This window comes from Aquimarina sp. AU119, from assembly GCF_900312735.1.
Lineage (GTDB): Bacteria > Bacteroidota > Bacteroidia > Flavobacteriales > Flavobacteriaceae > Aquimarina > Aquimarina algiphila.
This window is the reverse complement of record NZ_OMPF01000001.1, coordinates 787,916-808,037: the sequence shown is the minus strand read 5'-3', so window position 1 is coordinate 808,037 and position 20,122 is coordinate 787,916. Positions and strand designations below refer to the sequence as shown.

The 20,122-nt window shown below is 31.8% G+C and carries 18 protein-coding genes; 14 read left to right on the top strand and 4 right to left on the bottom strand.

The features are described from left to right. Positions 1 to 274: 274 nt before the first annotated feature. Complete coding sequence (locus DK442_RS03540) at positions 275 to 1,450, bottom strand: HlyD family secretion protein (RefSeq protein ID WP_109434482.1); 1,176 nt, start codon at positions 1,448 to 1,450, stop codon at positions 275 to 277. Between the two features lie 424 nt (positions 1,451 to 1,874). Here DK442_RS03540 and DK442_RS03535 point away from each other — a divergent pair, with 424 nt between their 5' ends. The 5 genes from DK442_RS03535 to DK442_RS03515 all read left to right on the top strand — a co-directional run bounded on the left by DK442_RS03535 (position 1,875) and on the right by DK442_RS03515 (position 9,225). After that, positions 1,875 to 4,160 (top strand): lantibiotic dehydratase family protein, encoded by a 2,286-nt coding sequence (locus DK442_RS03535; RefSeq protein WP_109434444.1) that lies wholly within the window; start codon positions 1,875 to 1,877, stop codon positions 4,158 to 4,160. Positions 4,161 to 4,232: 72 nt separating this feature from the next. Then, positions 4,233 to 5,102 (top strand): thiopeptide-type bacteriocin biosynthesis protein, encoded by an 870-nt coding sequence (locus tag DK442_RS03530; RefSeq protein ID WP_143915838.1) that lies wholly within the window; start codon positions 4,233 to 4,235, stop codon positions 5,100 to 5,102. After that, positions 5,099 to 6,796, top strand: coding sequence for a helix-turn-helix domain-containing protein (locus DK442_RS03525; protein ID WP_109434442.1), 1,698 nt, complete (start codon positions 5,099 to 5,101; stop codon positions 6,794 to 6,796). Before DK442_RS03530 ends, DK442_RS03525 begins: the two co-directional genes overlap by 4 nt. Before the next feature lie 122 nt (positions 6,797 to 6,918). Beyond that, positions 6,919 to 7,107 carry a class I lanthipeptide gene (locus DK442_RS03520; RefSeq protein ID WP_109434441.1) on the top strand — a complete coding sequence of 63 codons (189 nt, stop codon included), beginning with the start codon at positions 6,919 to 6,921 and terminating at the stop codon, positions 7,105 to 7,107. A gap of 423 nt (positions 7,108 to 7,530) precedes the next feature. After that, positions 7,531 to 9,225 carry an AraC family transcriptional regulator gene (locus DK442_RS03515; protein WP_109434440.1) on the top strand — a complete coding sequence of 565 codons (1,695 nt, stop codon included), beginning with the start codon at positions 7,531 to 7,533 and terminating at the stop codon, positions 9,223 to 9,225. A gap of 93 nt (positions 9,226 to 9,318) precedes the next feature. Here the strand turns inward: DK442_RS03515 and DK442_RS03510 are convergent, their stop codons facing one another. Continuing rightward, a complete protein-coding gene (locus tag DK442_RS03510) occupies positions 9,319 to 9,573 on the bottom strand; it encodes a helix-turn-helix domain-containing protein (protein WP_143915833.1) in 255 nt (84 codons plus the stop codon). A 321-nt stretch (positions 9,574 to 9,894) separates the two neighbouring features. On the opposite strand from DK442_RS03510, the gene DK442_RS03505 reads away from it, so the two are divergent. Next, positions 9,895 to 11,592: an AraC family transcriptional regulator gene (locus DK442_RS03505; protein WP_160114030.1), complete on the top strand. Its 1,698-nt coding sequence runs from the start codon at positions 9,895 to 9,897 to the stop codon at positions 11,590 to 11,592. Between the two features lie 136 nt (positions 11,593 to 11,728). Then, the gene (locus DK442_RS03500; protein ID WP_109434437.1) at positions 11,729 to 11,947 is read left to right on the top strand and encodes a hypothetical protein; all 219 of its coding nucleotides are present in this window, start codon (positions 11,729 to 11,731) and stop codon (positions 11,945 to 11,947) included. Between the two features lie 80 nt (positions 11,948 to 12,027). On the opposite strand, the gene DK442_RS03495 is transcribed toward DK442_RS03500, so the two are convergent. Then, positions 12,028 to 13,566, bottom strand: coding sequence for a ribonuclease E/G (locus DK442_RS03495; protein ID WP_109434436.1), 1,539 nt, complete (start codon positions 13,564 to 13,566; stop codon positions 12,028 to 12,030). A 282-nt stretch (positions 13,567 to 13,848) separates the two neighbouring features. After that, a complete protein-coding gene (locus DK442_RS03490; protein ID WP_024768281.1) occupies positions 13,849 to 14,139 on the bottom strand; it encodes an HU family DNA-binding protein in 291 nt (96 codons plus the stop codon). Between the two features lie 130 nt (positions 14,140 to 14,269). On the opposite strand from DK442_RS03490, the gene mutY reads away from it, so the two are divergent. The 7 genes from mutY (at position 14,270) to rplU (ending at position 20,072) form a co-directional block, all read left to right on the top strand. After that, entirely contained in the window at positions 14,270 to 15,334 is a 1,065-nt protein-coding gene (gene mutY / locus DK442_RS03485; RefSeq protein ID WP_109434435.1) for an A/G-specific adenine glycosylase, read from the top strand. 178 nt (positions 15,335 to 15,512) lie between these two features. Next, entirely contained in the window at positions 15,513 to 15,974 is a 462-nt protein-coding gene (locus tag DK442_RS03480; protein ID WP_109434434.1) for a single-stranded DNA-binding protein, read from the top strand. A 24-nt stretch (positions 15,975 to 15,998) separates the two neighbouring features. Further along, positions 15,999 to 17,330 (top strand): gliding motility-associated protein GldE, encoded by a 1,332-nt coding sequence (locus DK442_RS03475; RefSeq protein ID WP_109434433.1) that lies wholly within the window; start codon positions 15,999 to 16,001, stop codon positions 17,328 to 17,330. Next, positions 17,311 to 17,883, top strand: a complete 573-nt coding sequence (gene gldD, locus DK442_RS03470; RefSeq protein ID WP_109434432.1) for a gliding motility lipoprotein GldD — start codon at positions 17,311 to 17,313, stop codon at positions 17,881 to 17,883. The genes DK442_RS03475 and gldD overlap by 20 nt, the downstream gene beginning before the upstream one ends. A gap of 69 nt (positions 17,884 to 17,952) precedes the next feature. Continuing rightward, complete coding sequence (locus DK442_RS03465) at positions 17,953 to 18,828, top strand: DMT family transporter (RefSeq protein ID WP_109434431.1); 876 nt, start codon at positions 17,953 to 17,955, stop codon at positions 18,826 to 18,828. 98 nt (positions 18,829 to 18,926) lie between these two features. Continuing rightward, positions 18,927 to 19,400 (top strand): DUF4199 domain-containing protein, encoded by a 474-nt coding sequence (locus DK442_RS03460; protein WP_109434430.1) that lies wholly within the window; start codon positions 18,927 to 18,929, stop codon positions 19,398 to 19,400. 99 nt (positions 19,401 to 19,499) lie between these two features. Then, entirely contained in the window at positions 19,500 to 20,072 is a 573-nt protein-coding gene (gene rplU / locus DK442_RS03455; protein ID WP_109434429.1) for a 50S ribosomal protein L21, read from the top strand. Positions 20,073 to 20,122 lie beyond the last annotated feature (50 nt).

The following is a 20,122-nucleotide window of genomic DNA, read 5'->3' as shown; positions in this document are numbered from 1 at the left end:
TATCTCTGACATCTGACCCTTTTCTATTCTATAACTTCTGTTTTCATACTTCTGACTTCTTTTTTTACTTTTCACTCTGTAGTCTCTACTCTCTACTCTTTTTTACACTTTTCACTTTACATTTTTTATCTGATGTCTGAAGCAATAGGCCTGGTGTCCGATGCTTTTTTAACTTCTGACTTCCGTCTTCCAGCATCAGGCCCTTTTCACTTTTACATTTTAATTTTTTCGGTTTTACATTTTACATTTGTCATTCAACTACTGACTCCTTTTTTCACTCTTCACTTTTCACTTCAGCGATTGTTGGGCTTGAAGGATTGAGCCAATCATCTACTTTGTCATATAGTAATTCAAATAAAGTGCGTTCTGTAAGTTTAAATCTTGCACTTAATGTCATCCCTTTGTTGAAACTTCCTTTAAAACCATTTTTCAATTTGAGATGGCCTTGATCGATTTTACAACGTACCTTAAAAACAGGTTGCTCATTAAGAATGTCTACATCTTTACTAATATCCTGTATTTTACCCGAGGCCAGTCCCCATTGATTATAGTTAAAAGCATCGATTTGAAAATTGACAGCCTTATCCTTACTGATCAAACCAATGTCAGATGGCGAGAGGTAGCATTCTGCAATAAGCTTGGTGTCTGGAGATATTTCGGCTATAGTAAGACCACCTGCAATAAAACTTCCAGGTTCGAGTCCCATTACATTCTTAAGAATCCCATCTATAGGAGCAGTAATGACAAGATCTTTTTGGTTCTGCTCTAATTGAGATAATCCACTTTTTAATTCTCTGATAGAACCCTGATATTCTGTTAGTGAAGCTTGCCAGGTGTTTTTTTGTTGTTTTCGATATTGTTGTAAACTACTAGTAGCTAATTGATGCTCAAAAGCACTGTTTTCATACTCAACTTTGGCAACTACTCCTTTTTTATATAATTTTTGATTACGCAAGTAATCAATTTTTGTTTTTTCGAATCGGGTTTGTAGTTCACGTAATTTTTGTGTGAAATACAAGTATTCTTTTTGATAACGGGCAGATTGAATTCTAGTAAATTTTGGTGTTGTTGTATTCACAAGATATTCGCAATCTTTAATAAACTGCTCAGTTTCTATTAACTGTGTAGTAGAACGCTCTATTTTTCCATTAATAACAGAAGTATTGGTCATCAGAAGTGTATCTCCCTTTTTTACTTTTTGATTATCCAGCATATTGGCGAATACTACTTTTCCTGATTGCAAAGGTGTAATAGCAATTCGTTCTTTACTTGGTTTTAGCATACCTCTTGCAGTTGTGTAAATATCAATTTTGATAAAAGGCAGAAGTACTAATGCGATGATAAGAGCAATTAATATTGTTGTATATATCGTTTTGCTTTTTTTACTATGTTCGAATTGATGCACCTCGATGGTATTGTCAATAATTTCTTTTGGAAATAACTGTTTCATCTGTTTATATTTTATTGTTTTAGCGGTCAGATAGAATTCATCAACAATCATTTTGGTTGAGATCAACTTAATGGTTATGACTCATTTCATGTGACGATTTTTTTAGCGATTAAAAAATAAATGAGGATATCGAGATTAAATGATCCATTAAGAATCTGATGAGTGCTGTAATGAAGTTAATGAGTGCGTGTGTCATAATTTTTGATTTGATCAAATATACCCTTGATAAAAGCCTGAAAACAAGTGAAGCCGGTCGTGATTCATGAAAACAAGCCCGCAATTCACAGAATTCAGACTTCGAGTTTTTGGAGGTAAATAATTGATTATCAGTAATTTTTGTTACGGTCTCTTAAAAAAAACCTTAAAACAGAAAGTAGTATATTTATAACCTATTAATTAACTATAGAATAAGACTTAGAACCTTGTGAAGCTAAAAAATCCATATACCTTTTTTGACAAATTTTGTCTTAGGACGCCACTTTTATCACTAAACTTTTATCATCATCTCACTAAAGATCAAGAGATCTCTATTGACAGTTTTAAAGATATTTGGAAAGATGATAGTATAAGAGAAGCCATTTTTCTGGCCTCACCAGAACTATTTTCCGAAATAGAAAAATGGTTGTCTGGTCAGTTAAAGGATACAAAAAAGAGTAAGCGCCTAGAATCTTCTTTATTAAAGTATATATCCAGAATGAGTTCTCGTTGTACTCCGTTTGGGTTATTTGCAGGATGTAGTATTGGAGAGTTTGGAGAAGCTAATAAAATCGAATTGACCGATTATAAACATCATCAAAGGCAAACCCGTTTTGATATGAATTTTTTGGTGGCCTTTTCACAGAAACTAGCCAAAGAAGAAGTTATAAAAAAACAGCTATTATGGTATGCAAATAATAGTCTCTATAAAATTGGAGATCAATACCGATACATAGAATATAAGTACAATCAACACAATAGGCGAGAACATTCTATTGAAGCTGTAGCCTATGCAGAATATTTACAAACAATAATTGAAAGTGCCAGATCAGGTAAAAAGATTAAAGAGTTAGCTAATTTATTGGTTGATGATGAGATTACTTATGAAGAGGCAGAAGAATTTATAGGTGAGCTAATTGAAAATCAGATTCTGGTAAGTGAAATAGAACCCTCTGTAACTGGGGAGGATTTTTTAATGCAGTTAGAAAAGTGTCTTAAGGCATTAGACGGTACAGAATCTATCTTAAAAGAGATCAAACATTATCAGGTGTTCTTGGACCAAGTAGATCAAAAATTGGGTAATACAGCAGAAGACTATTTACAGTTAAGTGAACGGGTATCACAACTAGAGACCCCTTTTGAACTGAAATATCTATTTCAGACTGATATGTATACCAAGATACAATCTAATCAACTGGATAAGCGATGGGGGTATAAATTTAAAAGGGCTTTAACACTTTTAAATAAAATAAGTACTGCTCCTTCAGAAACCCATTTACAGCGATTTAAAGATGCATTTACAAAACGATATGAAACCCAGGAAATCCCTTTGGCTACAGCATTAGATACCGAAGTAGGGGTTGGTTATCTGCAAAACCAAAATGCTGGAGATTCTACTTCTTTTTTGGATGATTTGTATATTCCTTTAAAACCTGTATCTCGTCAGGAAATATCATGGAGTCCTATTCAGGAAATCCTAAATCAAAAATTGCAGCATATTCATAAAGAAAATAAATATACATTACACTTTGAAGATAAAGATGTAGAACACCTGGAGCTTGATTGGAATGATTTACCTGATACTATGTCATCTATAGTACAGATTGCAAATGTTGATGGAGAAGAAAAAATGATGTTTTCCTCTGTAGGAGGGTCTTCTGGAGCTAATCTTTTGGGTCGATTTTCGACAGGTAATGATAGTATTCTTGATCATGTTCAGCATATTGCAGCAGTAGAGCAAGAAATGTATCCCAATCAAATTCTGGCAGAGGTAGTTCATTTGCCAGAGTCCAGAACCGGTAATGTGATTCGTAGAGCTACGATTCGAGAATATGAAATTCCGTATTTAGGAAAATCTAATGTACCCAAGGAGCAACAGCTTGATATATCTGATCTGATGATATCTGTTCGATATGGTCGTATTATTTTACGATCTAAGACGCTTAATAAAGAAATTATACCACGATTGACCAATGCTCATAATTATAGTGCTAATGCATTACCTGTATATCATTTTTTATGCGATGTACAGAAACAGGGAGGACGATCTGGTTTAGGGTTTTATTGGGGGGAGGCATTAGATAAACACGCTTTTCTACCCAGGGTAGTATATAAGGATTTTATATTGGCAAAAGCCAGATGGAAAATTATTACAGCAGACCTTCCTTTTCTAAAGGAACATATAGACAAAGGCAACATTAAAGTTATACAGGGTTGGAGAGAAAAACACAACATGCCTGCATTAGTTCAGCTTATTGATGGGGATAATACGTTATTAATTAACCTAGAGAATAGTAATTCTGTACGTATGTGGTTAGATGCTATTAAAAATAAGAAAGGATGTATTCTTGAAGAGTTTTTCTTTGCCGAAGAAGGTCGGCCTGATGGACAAAAAGGTGTAGTACAACAACAAGGTAATAGTTATACCAATCAGTTTGTTATATCACTATACAATCAGGAAAAACTAGAGCATGCTCAATCACAAAATCAAGTGTCAAAGGCAGTTGAGGTTTAGAAATTTCATTTTGCACATTCAGTGATCCGATGGCTTAATAGGAAAGAAAAATTAGAACAAAGAAAAGACTACATGAGTACAAAACGAACATATATATTAGGAGATGAATGGGTATACTATAAAATCTATTGTGGTGCCAGAACCTCAGATGTGCTCCTTACAGAAACCATAAAACCTCTTACAGAGCAGTTGCTGCAGCAAGGATTGATAGATTCCTGGTTTTTTATACGGTATGGGGATCCTGATTTTCATATCAGAATACGATTTCATTTACCAGATATAAAAGCCATAGGAACGGTAATTTTACAAATGAATGCAGCATTACAGGATTATGTAGAGCAGGGTGTAGTATATAAAATACAGACTGACACCTATTTGAGGGAATTAGAGCGATATGGCACCCGCACAATGGATATATCTGAAGAATTGTTTTTTTATGACAGTGAAATGTTATTGAATGCCATAGCATTGATAGAAGACGAAGAATTGTATTTTTTGTTTGTGGTAAAGGCAATAGATCGATTGTTAGAAAGTTTTAACTACGGACAACAGGAAAAATTAACATTGGTACATCGAAACAGTCAGTCTTTTAAGAAAGAATTTCATGGGGATAAGACTTTAAACAAACAATTAGATAAAAAATACCGAGGCATAAAAAGCAAGCTTTCTGCATTTTTGGAGACTACAGAAATGCCAGAAGAATATCAGGTTTTGGATGACTTAATAGATCACAAAACTCAAAAATCGACCGCTGTGGTACAAATGATCATGAAAATGCAGCAAGACAACAGTTTAGAAATGCCACTGGATGATTTGATGAGTAGTTATATCCATATGTTAGTAAATCGAGCTTTTCGATCCAAACAGCGTTTTTATGAATTGGTGTGTTATGATTTCTTATTACGCTACCAAAAAACAAAAGTAAGCTATAGCAAAGCATGAAAAGAGTACTACTTGTCTTTAGTATCATTTTTCTAACTATTATCCATGGATTCGCTCAGGATAAAGGGTTTCAAATCCCTGATTCATTGAAAGCAAAGAGTTTTGAGGAGATAGATAGTGTGTTTCTAAAATCTCTTGGAGATTCTATCAAACAGCCTTTTTATTCACAAGTATTATTAGCTAAAGCAAAGCAGGATGACTATGAATTAGGATTAGCCAAGGCGTATCGATATATGTCCTTTAATTATATAAAAGATTTTCCTAAAAGAATATTATACCTGGATAGTTCTATTTCCATTGGTGAAAAAATTAAAAAGAACGATTATCCTGAGGTTTCGTATTCGAATTTAGGATGGGTATATTATCATACAGGAAGTTATAGTAAATCAATTGAGAGTCATCTTTTAGCATTAAAGTATGCTGATATATCTAATAATAAAAGGTTGTCTTTTGTTGCAAAACATAACGTAGCCTTCATGAAGACAAAGATTGGAGAATATGAAGATGCGATTAGAATACTTAGAGAAGTGATGAAGTATTATGATGAAAATGAGAAGACTAATCGAACTAAATTGTTAGTGGTTCTTACATTAGCCAATACATATAGAAAAGTCAATATTTCTGATTCAGCTACTTTTTACAATAAAAAAGGCGCTTATTTGGCAAACAAAAATAATTTAAAAATTCGCAATTTTTTCACCTTGAATGAAGGTGTAAACCTGTTTCAAGAAAAAAAATATCAAGCGTCTTTAGATAGTATTCTTAAAGGAATCCCTGGAGTTCTAAAGGATGATACAGTGGATAGAGAGTTTTTAATTAGTGGATATTTGTATTTAGGGAAACTTTTTAAAATATTTAATAAAGACGAAAAGTCTCTTCAGTATTTACTCGAGATAGATAGATTTTATGAAGAAACCAATTTTACATCTATCGAAATACGGGAAGGATATGAGATGTTGATTAATTATTATAAAAAAGAGAACAATAAGAATAAGCAATTATATTTTATCAATAAATTATTTACGATTGATAGTGTTTTGGATCTTAATTATAAAAATCTGAGTAAAACAATTGTTACGGAATACGATACACCAAAGTTATTAAAGGAAAAACAAAATTTAATAGATGATCTAGAACAAAAGGAAAAAAAGACGAATATAAAATTTTGGATAGTATTGGCAATTGCAGTCATACTTATCTTTTTTATGATGTTGATTTACACTAAAAATATAAGGTATAAAAAACGTTTTCAAGAATTAATGAATGTAGAAACTAATGTGGTTTCTATTAAAAAGGAAAATATTAATAAAAGTTCATCAACTACAGAATCTATAGGAATTTCCGAAGAAATAGTAAATTCGGTATTAGAAGGACTTCAAAAATTTGAAAAGAAAGAAAGTTTTTTAAGTTCTAATATTACCACAGGAGATTTAGCAAAGCAATTAAAGACAAATTCTAAATATTTGTCTAAAATTATTAACACTTATAAAAAGAAGAGTTTTAGTGTTTATATAAATGAATTGCGTATCGATTATGTAATAAATAAACTCAAAAACGATTCCAAATTTAGATTATACACTATTAAAGCAATTTCTCGTGAGATTGGATTTAATACAACTGAAGCTTTTTCTAAATCCTTTTATAAAAAGACAGGGATTTATCCATCTTATTTTATTAAACAAATTGGCAGGTAAAATGTTGTTTATTAGTTGTTTGCTGGTCTGTTTTCTTAGAAAGCAGACCAGTACTAAATTTTTCATTCACATTTCTTTAAGAGTAATACCTATATTTGTTTCGAACTCAAAACAAAAAACTCATGGAAAATAAAAAAGGGAAAAAGAAATTGGATTTAAAGAAACTTAAGATTACTAAATTAAATATTGAAGCACTTCAACAGGTAAAAGGAGGAAGTGACCGTACAGTATGTAACTGTACCAGTGATTTAATCGAATGTTCGCCTACTACTGGTAGTGGTGCTTTGTTTTTTGAAGGCAATATTCAATAGAATTACTTTTGAAAGATGGGATTAAAAGGATCAATATGAGAGTCTCTGTTTATGCTCTTCTTGTTTTATTAATAGTAGGAGATGTGAATTTGAGCTAATTCTTCTTGATTGGTTGATTTTTATTCTGTTTTCTGAAAAATGAGATGTGAGCCCATTTTTCTTTATATTTCGTTAAGAGTAATATTCATAGAGAACAAAAAACGAAATTATTTTTTGGAGGCAGACTTTAAGTAGTGACCTAATTGTATCTGGCGATGATTTAACTTTAGAAGGAACTTGTTAAAATCAAAAAAAATCCATTTAGGAAACTTAAATTAAAGATTAACATAATTGAAAAACTCAACTTAACTAAGTTGGGTTTTTACTTTTTAGAGGTTTGCTAATATTTTCAATACTTTTGATCTTTAACTCTAAGAACTACCTATGCGATCGGTTTATCTTACGGCACTATTTCTTTTACTATCCTATTTTGGTTTTGGACAAAAATTTCAAATCCCTGATTCGTTGAAGACAAAGAGTTTTGAGGAGCTTTTTAAATTGTGTATATCGGATAAACCAGACTCTCCTACTTTTTTTACATATACAAGCACATTGCTTAGTAAAGCAAAAGAAGGAAAAGATAATATTGAAATAGCAAAAGGTTATATGTCTATATCTTATAATTACTTAAATGATGTTCCGGTGAGATTGGCTTATTTAGATAGCTCTATTTCAATTAGTAAAGGTCTGAAACATAAAAGATACCCCGCAATTTCTTATTCTATTAAAGGAGGCGTATACAAACAAACAAAAGAATACAATAAATCAATTGACAGCTATCTAGAAGCTTTAGAGTACTCCAGAAAGGCGAATAATCTATTTTTATATTATATAACTAAACATAATATTGCGACTTTAAAACAGCAAATTGGAGAATTTCAAGAAGCGGCAAAAATATTTAAAGAGGTATTAAAATATGAAGAAGAGAATAATATTAAACGAGAAGAGCATTATACTTCGATGCTACAATTATCAATTACTTTTAGACAACTTCAACTTATTGATTCATCTTCATACTATAATAAAAAAGGAATTAAACAGTCATTAAAGGATAGTATGGATATATATTATTATTTCGTACTAAACGAAGGAATAAACCTATATCATAAAAAACAATATAAAGCCTCTTTAGACAGTATTAATAAAGGGATGTTTTTTCTTGAAAAATATTATCCAAATAGTATATTAAAAGTTAGTGGTTATTTGTATCTAGCGAAACTGAATCGAAAATTTAATGACAGCAAAAATTCTTTAAAATATCTAAGAATACTTGATGAAACTGCAAAAAGTGGATATGTGTATTTAGAAATGAGAGAGGGGTATAAGATGTTGATTGATTATTATAAATCAGAAAATGATAAGGATAAACAGTTGTATTACATTAATAAATTACTTAGCGCAGATAGTATCTTAGATAAGCAATATAAAAATCTAAACAAAAAAATCATAAAAGAATTCGACACTCCCAACCTGCTTAGAGAAAAAGAAGAACTTATTGTTTCTTTAGAAGCAGAAAAAGGTGTCAGTGCTAAGACCATTGCAATCATCTCATTGTTATTGGTTCTAAGTCTGGGAGGAGTGAGTTATTATTACTATAACCAACGACGCTATAAAAAACGATTTTTGCAATTGGTGGAGACCAATGCCCGGCAAAGCAAGTTTAAAGAAAAACCACCAAAAAATAAGACCGAGATATCCTCAATTAATCCAGAAACGCTAGAGCATTTACTTAGTCAATTACAATTATTTGAGGAGCGACAAGGATATCTAAGCTCAAAAATCAATTCTAAAGACCTGGCAAAGAGTTTTGGGTCTAACTCCAGTTACTTGTCGCTAGTAATCAATACCTATAAGAAGAAAAGTTTAAGTCAATATCTTAATGACCTACGTATCGATTTTGCGGTAGAAAAACTACAATCAGATGCTCGATTTAGAAAATACACTATCAAGGCCATTGCACAAGAAGTGGGGTTTAAAACAGCAGAGGCTTTTGCTAAGACATTTTATAAGAAAACAGGGATATATCCTTCATACTTTATAAAAAAACTCGAGAAACAAAGTTCAGGGACTAGTACGTAAATGAATATTTAGCTTCACCATCTTTATCATGAACATGATATTCTAAATACGTGTAAGCGTCTCTAGGTACAATCTTAACCCATGGTTTATGATTCATTCATCACTTTGTAATTCATTTTGATAAAATCCAAACCTAAATCCTACCGCTTCGGCATAGATAAAATTTTGAGAATGTAAATCATATAGTATAGGAGCATCAAGGTCTTTCATAAATTTGATGATACGATAGACTTTAGTTCTTGAGATACCTAATCGCGACGCTAACTGATCTGGAGTACCTGTTGCTTGTAAATGGATCAATTGATCAATACGTTGAATAAGTTGCATAGTTTGGATTAGAATTTTCATAATCTTTATATTCTTAATTAATAGAGAATATTTATTCTTTTTTTGACCTTGTTTTATGTTGTAGAACATTGTTTTTTGATAGAAACAAATATATCCCCAATATTAAGGAAGAAACAAGGAGAGTATTCTGCAATTCGGGAAAACACGGCATAGATTCTTAGAATAACAAGATTCTTTTTTGTATTAAAGTGCTGTTTTTTAAATATTTAGATTTGTTTTTTTAAGAAGTCGAATAAAAAACAGAAAATGGTATATTTACTTCTTGTTTTGGAAGAAGATGAAGTGTAAATCATAGTATTTTTAATATAGCATTCATAAATTTTGAAGAGAATAATGTGCAAGAGTTTTTATATCGTAGCGATTCTTTTATTTTATCAAATACAAAGTATCACTGCATATCAAAACACCGAGAAAACCTTAGATGATAGTTATAAGTTTTTATTAAATAAATTTTATGAAAATGAAGTGGATTCTGTAATTGCTGTTGGGTATGCCAATAAATATCTTTCTAAAGCAAAAAAAGAAAAGGATACGTTAAGAATTGCAGATGGATATTATTTCTTATCCAGCATAAGTACAGGGGAGACATCAATCAAATATTGTGATACTATAATAGCAATTACAAAAAATCACCAGACAGAAAGCTACCCTACCTATGCCTATTTAAATAAAGCGCTTAAGTATTTTGACATGGGAAATTTTAAGAAGGCTTTTGATTATTATTTAAAAGTATATGACGAAACAGAAAAATATAATAATATATTTCTCCAATATTCTTGTAAGAAAAATATAGGTATTCTGAAGGCTATTCTGGGAGAAAATGAAACAGCTTTAGTGACCTTACGAGAATGTTATGCATTTTACTCAAAATATAAAGAAAAAGCTCCCAATGACTATTTAACTACACTTTTTGCTTTGTCAGAATCTTATAATTTTAATAAAGTGCTAGATTCTGCTTCTATGATAAATAGAATAGGGTACAAAGAATCTATAGAATTAAAAGCAGAACAGTTTACATGTTATTTTGTACTAAACGAAGGAATAAATCAATTTAGTAAATCGAATTATACTGTAGCCAAAGATAGTTTAGCAAAAGCAATTAAAGATTTAGAGTTAAATGGTGATAAAACTAATTTGGGGCAAGCCCATTTTTACTTAGGAAAAACATTATCATCATTGGATTTTGAAGAAGAGGCTATAGAAGAACATAAAAAAGCAGATAAAATTTTTCAGGAAGTTACCCAGATTATTCCAGAAAATAGAGAAAATCATGAGATTTTGATTAGTTATTATAAAAGCATAAATGATACGGATAGCCAATTAGAATATATTGAAAAACTTCTTAGAGTGGATAGTATATTAAATAGTAATTATAAATACCTTATCAAGAATGTGGTCCAAAATTATGATACCCCGAGACTTCTTTCTGAAAAGCAAAAAATTATAGATTCATTAAAAGGGGATAAAAAATCATCTACAATAATTATCATTTTTTTGGTTATTCTAAGTATGATGTCATCTGTTTTTTTGGTTTTTAATTATCGAAAAAAGAAGAGATATAAACAAAGATTTGACGAATTATATAATTCTAGTTCTGCTAATAAAAAGAATCAGAAAACCTTAAGTACTACATCGGTTGATTCGATTGGAATTTCTGAAGATATTGCGAATAAAATTTTGAATGATTTAGACGAATTTGAACGAAAGCAAGATTTTTTAAAGCCAAGCATTACCACTAATGAATTGGCAAAAAAAATGAATACAAATTCAAAATATTTATCCCGAGTGATTAATCACTATAAGAAGAAAAGCTTTATTGTATATATCAATGAATTAAGAATAGATTATTGTATTGAAAAACTTAAAACAGACAAAAAGTTTATGAATTATACCATTAAAGCCATAGCAAGAGAGATAGGTTTTAATTCTACAGATGCTTTTTCTAAATCTTTTTATAAAATAAAAAAGATACAACCTTCATACTTTATTCGAGAGTTAGAAAAACAACAGCGTAATTGATTTTTGTTAAAAAATTGGTTATTAAGATCTTATGTTCAGTGATTCTGGAAAACAGGGTGATAGTTAAATAAAAAAGTAACATTTCAGAATTATTCTATTTATGTTTGCCAACGGAAACAAATAAAAAAAGAGAATTATGAAAAAAAAGTCAATCACAAAAAAATTAGGATTAGAAAAGTTGGAGATCACAAAATTAACAAACCCGAGAGTGATTATGGGAGGAAGTGAGCATTGTCCTTTAACAGACCCACCTAAACCTGAGCCTTCAGGTGCTTTTACTTGTACATTAACAGTTACTGATCCAAAAAACAATGGAGGGACTAACAGACCTACTCAAGGATGTTTTGGCCTATAAATAGTGAGTATTAAATCTTTAATATAAGAGGAGATTATAAAACCAAAAAGCCCGGTACTTTTACAAGTCCGGGCTTTATTTTATTTTATCACTTCACCATCTTTATCGTGAAAATGATATTCTAAATACGTGTAAGCGTCTCTAGGTACAATCTTAACCCATCGTTTATGGTTAAAATACCATTTGGATCGGGTGGATGGAAATCCTTTTGTTAAAAAAGCTGCAATAAAAGGATGCGCACTTAGCGTTATCTTTTTATGTTCTTTCTTAATTAATTTTTCTAATTCGACCTTTATTTTTTCTACCAAAACTATAGGTGCCTCAACTTCACCATTTATTCCGCTTGGATCATCCTCGCGGGTTTTGATATTCATTTCTGGTCGTACGCGTTGTCGCGTAATCTGAATCAAGCCAAACTTACTTGGCGGTAATATTTTGTGCTTCGCTCGGTCGTCTTTCATCTCTTCTCTCAATTGATTAAAGAGAGTTCTACGGTTATCAGCATTATTCATATCGATAAAATCGACTACAATAATACCTCCCATATCTCTTAGACGTAGTTGGCGAGCTACTTCAGCTGCACTGATTAGGTTAACTTCTAGTGCAGTATCTTCTTGGTTTTTGGCTTTATTAGACCGGTTGCCACTATTGACATCGATTACGTGCATCGCTTCTGTATGCTCGATAACCAAATAGGCGCCCTTACTCATAGATACCGTCTTGCCAAAACTTGTTTTGATTTGCCGTTCAATACCATATTTTTCAAAAATTGGTATTTTAGGATTATGAAGTTTTACAATTGATTCCTTTTTTGGAGCAATTTCTTGCAGATATTCTTTAATTCTACTGTAGAGATCTTCATCATCTACAATAATAGAAGTAAAAGTGTCATTAAACACATCTCTTAATATAGAAGATGCTCTGTTCATTTCACCTAATACTTTAGACGGATGATGCGCTTTGTACAATTTCTTGCACATGGTTTCCCAGCGTCCCATCAGATTTTGTAAATCTTTGTCTAGTTCTGCTACTTTTTTGCCTTCTGCTACAGTACGTACGATAATACCAAAACCTTTGGGCTTGATACTTTTAACAAGCCTTTTTAAACGTTCTTTTTCTTCTGAAGATTCTATTTTTTGAGAAATAGAAATTCGGTTAGAAAAAGGAACTAATACAATATATCGACCAGCAATCGATAGCTCTGAGCTAATTCGAGGGCCTTTGGTTGATATAGGTTCTTTAACTATCTGTACTAACAGTGATTGATTTGATTTTAACACATTGGTAATAGTACCGTGTTTATCAATATCGTCCTCTACAGGAAAATCCTTTAGAGAATAATTTCTTAATTTACCTGTGCTTACACGTTTTATGAATTTAAGTAAGGAAGACACTTGAGGACCAAGATCATGATAATGCAAAAATGCATCTTTTTCATACCCTACATTTACAAATGCAGCGTTTAAACCTGGGACGGATTTACGGATTTTGGCAATAAAAATATCACCTACCGAAAAATCACTATCGTCTTCTTCCTTATGTAACTCAATTAGTTTTCCATCCTTTAGTAAGGCAAAATCTGTAGAGGAACCTGACCTAATGATCAATTCGTTGTTCACTCTGATTAGATTTTTATCCCGATAAATCGGAATGGATTAAACAATTTTTTTCACAGGAATTTTGCAATTCCGTTGAAATAAAATAATCCTATCGGTAGTAGATAGTATATTTTATTTCGATTTCAAAGAACATTACTTTTAAACAAAAAAAGTAGTTAGAAACTACTTTTTCTTGTGGCGGTTGGCTCTTCTGCGTTTTTTACGCTTGTGCGTAGCTACCTTGTGTCTTTTACGTTTTTTACCACTTGGCATAGTGTGTGTATTTTATTTATTGTTATTAGTTTATTTTACTTCTACATTAGTTTTTACGCCTTCTACAAAAACTTTTGCTGGCTTAAACGCTGGTATATTGTGTGCAGGAATTTTGATAGTAGTATTCTTAGAAATGTTACGACCTGTTTTTTCTGCTCTGGTTTTGATAATAAAACTACCAAATCCTCTAAGATAAACATTGTCTCCACTTTCTAGTGAACTTTTTACTTCTTCCATAAATGTTTCAACAGTTGCCTGAACATCTCCTTTTTCTATTCCCAGTTTTTCTGAAATTTTTGCTACAATATCTGCTTTAGTCATTATAATACCTATTAAGGGGTTTTTAAATTTTCAAGGGGGCAAATATAACAATTTAAAATCCAAAATATCAATACTTAAGATGATATTTTCATCTTTAAACGTTTAATTTTGTAAAACTTATAATTTTATTATGATTTTTTCTAAAAAACTCATTTCGTGGTACTTACAAAACAAAAGATCAATGCCATGGAGAGAAACCAAAAATCCATATCATATTTGGCTTAGCGAAATTATACTTCAACAGACCAGAGTTGCGCAAGGATTACCATATTATATGTCATTTACAACTACTTTTCCAACGGTATTTGATTTGGCAAATGCAAGTGAAGAAGAAGTGCTTAAATTATGGCAGGGATTAGGCTATTATTCTAGGGCTAGAAACCTGCATGCTACAGCAAAATATGTGGCCAATGATTTAAAAGGTGTTTTTCCAGCTACATATAAGGACTTATTGCAATTAAAAGGAGTTGGTGATTATACGGCTAGCGCCATTGCTTCTATATGTTATAATGAAGCCGTACCTGTAGTCGACGGAAATGTGTATCGCGTATTATCCAGGTATTTTGGAATTGATACTCCTATTAATAGTACAAAAGGAATTAGTGAGTTTAAAAAACTGGCAATAACATTAATGGATCATGATGAGCCTGCAGAATACAATCAGGCAATTATGGAGTTTGGAGCATTGCAGTGTAAGCCCAAAAGTCCGTATTGTATTGTTTGCCCTTTACAAGATAGTTGTGAAGCACTTAAAAAAGGTAACGTACCTTCTTTACCAGTAAAACTTAAAAAACTAAAAGTCAAAAAACGGTATTTTAATTACCTGGTATTTTCTTCATCAAATCAGGAAACCATATTACAACAAAGAGTAGGGAACGGAATATGGAAAGGCCTATATGAATTTCCTTTAATAGAAGGAGAAGTTGTAGGTGTTGATGAAATAGTGTTAAATGATATTTTTCAGAAAATAGTAAATACTAAGGAGTATGAGATTACACCCTATAAAGAGGAGTTAATAGTGCATAAATTATCTCATCAACATTTATACACTAAGTTTTACATTGTAAAATTAAATGATAGTCTAAATGGTAGTGAAGATCAGAAAAAAGTAAATTTTAAAGATGTACATTCCTATCCGGTTCCTATTTTGTTAGGTAATTTTATAGAAGCGTTTTTTAAGAAAGATTTAGTTTAAAAAAAGATACGTTAAGACGATTCTAAGAGTATTGTATTTATTGATTTTTTATTACATTTACTAGATAACAATGTTATTTTAAGGTATAGAAGAAAATAAGAACTATTCTGATAGCGTTATTTATAAAGGTTTGTTATTTCTTTGCAAGTATAAACCCTAACAACAAACTATAATTAAAATGTCTGGAACACTAAATAAAGTAATGCTTATTGGGCATACAGGAGATGAGGTTAAGATGCATTATTTTGAAGGAGGTAATTGTATTGGTAGATTTCCACTCGCAACAAATGATTCTTATGTGAATAAAAGTACAAATGAACGAGTGACTACTACGGAGTGGCATAATATTGTTGTGAGAAATAAAGCGGCAGAGATTTGTGAGAAATACCTTAATAAAGGAGATAAAATATATATAGAGGGGCGTTTAAAGACCAGAAAATGGCAAGATGAACAAGGAAAAGATAGATATAGTACAGAAATACAGTGTACTGATTTTACTTTTCTTACCCCCAAAAATGAGAACCCATCTTCTGAGCCAAGACCTCAGAATACAACTCAGCAAGTGACCCCTTCTGTGAACAATCCGCAAGAGGCTTCACCTGATTCACCAGCAATGGAAGACGACGATCTCCCATTCTGATACGTTTAACTAAACAGAGATAATTTGGACCCTGATCCTGAACCTTTATTTATTTTACTATTCGCTTTTGATCCAATGCAAACCGTTAATTTGGTGGCACTTGTAGTTTTACTTGTTTTTTCTGCATTAATATCCGGAAGTGAAGTGGCGCTGTTTTCATTAACTCCTGCTGATCTAAAAGATGAAGAAAATGGATCTAAGAACCTTAAGACGATATCCAGATTATTAGATAATCCCAAGAAATTACTAGCAACAATATTAGTAGCGAATAATTTTATCAATATTGCGATCATATTACTTTTTGATACTTTGGGGAAAGTATATTTTAGTAGCCTTGACTATGTGTGGTTTGGCTGGATTAGTGTGCGGTTTTTAGTAGAAGTCGGACTAGCAGCTTTTTTGATCTTATTATTTGGTGAGATCTTGCCAAAAATATATGCCAGTAGAAATAAAATGAAATTTGCCATGTTTATGGCACGTCCTCTTAGGGTTTTGGATTGGATTATCACTCCAATCAGTATCCCTATGCGTAGCGTTACTATTGGGATTCATAATAGATTGGGAAAACAAAAATCTAATTTAAGTGTAGATCAATTGTCACAAGCACTAGAACTAACCTCTGATAAGGATACTACTGATGAAGAAAAGAAAATCCTGGAGGGAATAGTGTCCTTTGGAAATACAGATACAAAACAAGTGATGCGACCCAGAATGGATATTTTTGCATTGAATAACCAAGCGTCCTATAAAGAAATTCTGCCAGAGGTTATCGAGAATGGATATTCACGTATTCCTGTTTATGAAGATAATATTGATAAAGTGATCGGGATTTTATATGTAAAAGATCTTTTACCGCATATTAATGAAACCAATTTTGATTGGATACCGTTATTAAGAGATCCCTATTTTGTGCCAGAGAATAAAAAACTCGATGATCTGCTTAATGATTTTAAAAACAAAAAGAATCATCTGGCTATCGTGGTAGATGAATATGGAGGGACCAGTGGATTGATCTCTTTAGAAGATATTATCGAAGAAATTGTTGGTGATATTAGTGACGAATTTGACGATGAAGATTTGGTGTATTCTAAACTCGATGATCAAAATTATGTTTTTGAAGGAAGGACGGCGTTAAAAGATTTTTACAAAGTATTAAAGCTCGAAGACAATGAAATTTTTGAAGATAAAAAAGGAGATGCAGAAACCATCGCGGGATTGTTGCTGGAAATATCAGGAAGTTTTCCAAGACGAGGTGAAATGATTAATTTGAACCAGTATACTTTTAAAGTAGAATCATTGGATAATAAACGAATAAAACAAGTGAAATTAACCATTAATGAAAAGGAAAATAGTTAGATTTTGTTTAGTAATAGGTGCAGTGTTATTACTTTCTTGTGGTGGTGAAATCCTACCTAAACCAGAAGGAATGTTGCGATTAAGTTATCCTAAACCAGAGTATAAAGAAGTGATGCTACCTTGCCCTTATTCTTTTGAGAAAAATGATTTTTCAGAATTTCAAAAAGCCAGAAGGAATAATCGATGTTGGTATAATCTGGAGTATAAGAAATTAAAAGCAACCATGTATATTTCTTATTTTAAAATTAATAACAACCTTGATTCGTTGCTACGGGATGCTCAAAATCTTACTCAAGAACACGTGATTAAGGCAGATGGTATTTTACAAGAACCTTATATTGATGAAAAAAATCGTGTGTTTGGTATGTTTTATGAGGTGTCTGGCAATGCGGCTTCACAGTCTCAATTTTATGCTACTGATAGTATTAATCATTTTGTAGTGGGGTCTATGTATTTTAAAGTAAAACCAAATTATGACTCTATTCTTCCGGCTGCAAATTATTTACGTAATGATATGAAACAATTGATGGAAACCCTTCGTTGGAAAGAATAGTTAATTTTCTTCCAAAACTACACTCATACATTTATAATTTCATCACTTTTGCAGTTTACTTTTTGAAAGATGCAAAACACAAAATTAAAATGGTTATATCTTGTTATACTCTCTCTGGTTTGGGGTAGTTCATTTATTCTTATTAAGAAGTCGCTTATTGGTCTTACCCCACTGCAACTAGGGGCGTTAAGAACTCTTTTTGCAGCTGTGTTTTTATTTCTAATAGGTTTTAGGAGCATGAAAACTATAGCAGCATCTGATTGGAAATGGATTGCGATATCAGGCTTTTTGGGGACGTTTATTCCAGCTTTTTTGTTTGCTTTTGCCGAAACAGAAATTGATAGTGGGATTGCATCAATTCTCAATTCCACAACACCACTTGTAACACTTATTTTGGGAGTACTAATTTTCTCTATTCGATTTAATAAAAACCAGTTGATAGGGGTGATAGTGGGATTTGTAGGTTGCCTCGCATTAATTTTGGAAGGAGCTTCAGTAAACCCTGGTCAAAATTATTGGTATGCTTTATTAGTGCTTTGTGCTTCGGTTTGTTATGCAATGAATGTAAATATCATAAAACGATATATGCAGCATATTTCTCCTATGGCTATTGCAAATGGAAATTTTATTGTGCTTGTTATCCCAGCATTAATCGTGTTATACGGGTCTGATTTTTTTAAAGCTGAAGTAATTTCTAGCCCAAAAGTACATGCAAGTTTGATATACATATCGATACTTGCAGTAGTAGGAACAGGTATTGCCAAGGTTTTGTTTAATAAATTGGTGCAGATTAGTACCCCCGTCTTTGCAACTTCTGTGACTTATACAATTCCTATTGTAGCGTTGTTATGGGGTGTCTTAGATAATGAACAATTTACTTTTTATCAGGTATTAGCTTCTGGAATTATTATTTTAGGAGTTTATCTGGCGAATAGGAATAGGTAAGCTCGTATTCTTCTGTTAAACAACAAATTAACAACCTTTTAAGGTTAAAGAACTCTTAAATTTCATATTTTTAAGTAAGAATTTAAAAGAGAGAAGTTATGAAAAAGTCAACCATCCCAGTTAAATATGGAGTCTTAATTGCAATCGGGCTCATCATATATTTTTTAATTCTTTCGTTAATAGGAGTACAAACTAATCCTGTTTTTAGCCTTGGTAATGGTGTTATTGTTGCTTTTGGGTTATATAGTGCAATGAAAAATTTTAAAAAAGAAAAGGGAGGTGACTTTGATTATCAAAAAGGCTTCATGGCCGGACTTTTTACTGGTTTTAATGCAACACTTATTTTTACAATTTTCTTTGCTATATATGTAACCAATATTAATACTACTTTTTTACCAGAAATGCTTGCGAACTGGAGTTCCCACTATCATGTTGGTGTGGGTATAGTGGTTTTCATTGCTGCAATTATGGGGTTTGCCACTACTTTTGTACTTACTTTATCCTTTATGCAATTATTCAAAGAAAGTTGGAATCCGAAGAAAAATGGAAATTCTCGTCCTGTAGAAGCATAAAATGTTTGTCATTTAATTAATTAGCAGTATATTTGCACCCGCCTATTGAGAAATAGGTACAGTTCTTTATTTACAAAATAATTAATTAAACGTTACGCTATGTACGCAATTGTAGAGATAGCAGGGCAGCAATTTAAAGTTGCAAAAGACCAAAAAGTATTCGTACATCGTTTAGCTGGAGAAGAAGGAGACAAAGTTTCTTTTGACAAAGTTCTTCTTGCAGCAGATGGTGAAAAAGTTACTTTAGGCGCCCCAGCTATAGATGGAGCTCAAGTAGGAGCAAAAATCACAAGACACCTTAAAGGTGATAAAGTTATTGTTTTCAAGAAAAAGAGACGTAAAGGATACCGTGTTAAAAATGGTCATCGTCAATCTCTTACAGAAATTGTAATTGAAAGCATTGTAACTTCTGGAGCAAAGAAAGCTGCTCCTAAGGCAGAGGCTAAAAAAGCTGAGCCAAAAGCAAAAGCTGAAAAAGAAGTAAAAGCTTCTGCTCCTAAAGCAGAAACTAAAACTAAAGCAGCAGCTCCTAAAAAAGAAGCAAAAGCAGCAAGTACTGAAGATTTGAGTACTAAAACTGTAGCTGAATTGAAAGACATGGCTAAAGCTAAAGGAATTTCTGGAATTTCTTCTATGAAGAAAGCAGATTTAATAGCAGCTTTACAAGGATAATAAATTTAGACAGCAGAACATCCTGCTAGTAATAACAATATAAAACCGAA